At 35.7% G+C, this 2,325-nt stretch carries 2 protein-coding genes; both read right to left on the minus strand.

The genetic code is table 11. The features are described from left to right. Positions 1–403 precede the first annotated feature (403 nt). Positions 404–1,882: a hypothetical protein gene (locus MUW73_RS03560; RefSeq protein ID WP_243018629.1), complete on the minus strand. Its 1,479-nt coding sequence runs from the start codon at positions 1,880–1,882 to the stop codon at positions 404–406. A 256-nt stretch (positions 1,883–2,138) separates the two neighbouring features. Continuing rightward, on the minus strand, positions 2,139–2,325 hold a 187-nt coding region (locus tag MUW73_RS03565), incomplete at its 5' end, for a hypothetical protein (protein ID WP_243575261.1).

The following is a 2,325-nucleotide window of genomic DNA, read 5'->3' on the forward strand; positions in this document are numbered from 1 at the left end:
GGGTATATTTAATTGATTATTATATATAATAATATATAAAAAACGCCCCTTGTAAAATAGTTGAGATAAGAAAGCAGCCCTCACAGCTGAGATAGAAAAACAGCCTGTTTGAAGCCCGCGAAGCGGGGGAGTTCTGTTTTTCCAGCTGTTAGGGCTGCTTTCAGCAACTTTTTACTGAGGGCTTGATTTTTTGCTTACTTTCTTATCAAGAAAAAAGTAAGATAAAAAAGACTTATAATCAAATAAAAATAATTATAAATTCCTTAAGTTGACGCCATTGCGTGAACGGAAACAAAGCATCGTATCTATTTAGTTGTATGGTTTTTATTTGTTTTATCCTTTGCTATTCGACTTTTAGAGGACTTACATAGGCTCAGATGCTGGAACCGCTAATTGGTCTGTATTAACCCTGATTAGGAGTATGATCAGACTCTATAGAATGGACGTGCAGGCCTACATGCTGCAACTCCTTAACTACGGAATCGATATTAGCAAGGTTAACATGAGGCTCCTGATTTAAAATAACACCAGCAAGCAAGGTTTTATATTTGGCTATAATGATATCTGCTGCTGCCGCTTTATTGGTTATAGCCGCTACTAACTCACTATTTTTAGGAGCGTTATGTGCTACTGGAAATATAGCTACATCACCCATTATATGAACTATAGCAGTACTATACAAGGTATTATAAAGTATAGTCAGACTACTTAATAATGCTTCCTTAAGGCTAGCATCAACATCATACACAATCGAGTTAACCAAGCTACAAAGTTGAGCGTACCTGTCATCGATAGGCTTCAAACCACGCTCCATTAGTTTTTGAATTATCTTGGCAGGGTCATAAATAATACTACGTGCCTGATAATCGGCATAAGCGTTACCAGTTTTCCTATGAGTTTTTATATAGTCCTGATAATGACAAATATACTCTTGTCTCCAAAGGAATGCAGTATGCTGGGTAGCTTCTTTATATTTTTTTTCAGCATCACTCAAATTAATATATCCTTGCGCAACACTAGTATTAAGTGCCTGACGTATCAAGTAGTCCACTACTCTGCCCAGATAAGGTATAAGATGCTTAGCATATAGCGTAACAACTGCATTTTGAATGGATCGATTACGCCTGGCACCTGGATCATCATCACTGTATTTACGTATCACTCTTTGATTATGTATCTGCTCTTGTACATACTTAACTTGCTTATTGATATTTTTTTTAGAGCAATTTATGCCTTTTACTCGAGTAGAAGATGAAGTCATAGCCCGGTGAACTGCCTCGTTTTCCACTTTTACGTAATCCTCCACACACAAGCCAGAGGATCCTGAACAGATAAATAGATCATTAAAAACAGCTGCAAAGCTTTTAATAAGCTTATCGTACCAACATCTTAAATAGTACAATTCATGGAAAGTGGGCGTATGAGCTCGGCATTCTTTAAACTTAATCAGCTGGTCTGAATCCATATTAGCCCTATCTACAGCAGGTGTTGGTATGAGCTGACTACCCTGGGTAAGATAGGGTTGCTGTAACTTCAAAAAACTTGTATCAACCACAGCCAGTTTATTTAAAACATCAGTTTTATTTTCCAATATATACTGCTTCAAAGAATCTAAGCGTTTGATTAATGTATCATTCAAACAAAGTAGTAGCTGGAGCGATTCATCATCAAATTTATATATCTTTGGATCATACATTGTATAAACTAAATCTACTTTTCCTTCTACACCAGGTGGATGATCAATTGGCTGATCAGTTAAGGATACGAGTGGCCCAGATGGATTATCCATCATACCATTTTTGGTATGGTAACTACATCCAACTAACGTTGAAAATGCGCTAGCGCAGATCACAGATCTATAGAAGATATTTGCTTTTTTCATGTTTTTTATTCAAGTGGTGCTAATTTGCTAACTAATCAAGCTAATGATGTATATAGATAAACTCTTTGCTATATCATATAAATTTTTAACAAAAAAATCAACTGACGAAAAAGAGCGTGAAGGTATTATCCGACCTATTACGCTAGAAATAGGTCGGATGATGCTATATTGATGGTGTTTTATATTAGAATATACTTATGGGGCTGAGACTAAAATAAACTATAATGTGGTTAATATAATCTTTCAGTCTACATCTCTAGTATCCGTTCACGACTGTGGTTTTTCTTCGATTATATTTAGCAACTCTTTGGTTTGCGTTCACGAAATTAGTAGAAAATGAATTTTTGTTGTTACTTTTTTCTTGATAAAAAAGTAACCAAAAAATCAAGCGCTGATGAAAAAAGTGGCTGAAAGCTTCGTTTACAGCTGGAAAAACAGGAGCC

It is taken from the genome of Candidatus Cardinium sp. cByotN1, assembly GCF_022810525.1.
Classification (GTDB): Bacteria; Bacteroidota; Bacteroidia; order Cytophagales; family Amoebophilaceae; genus Cardinium.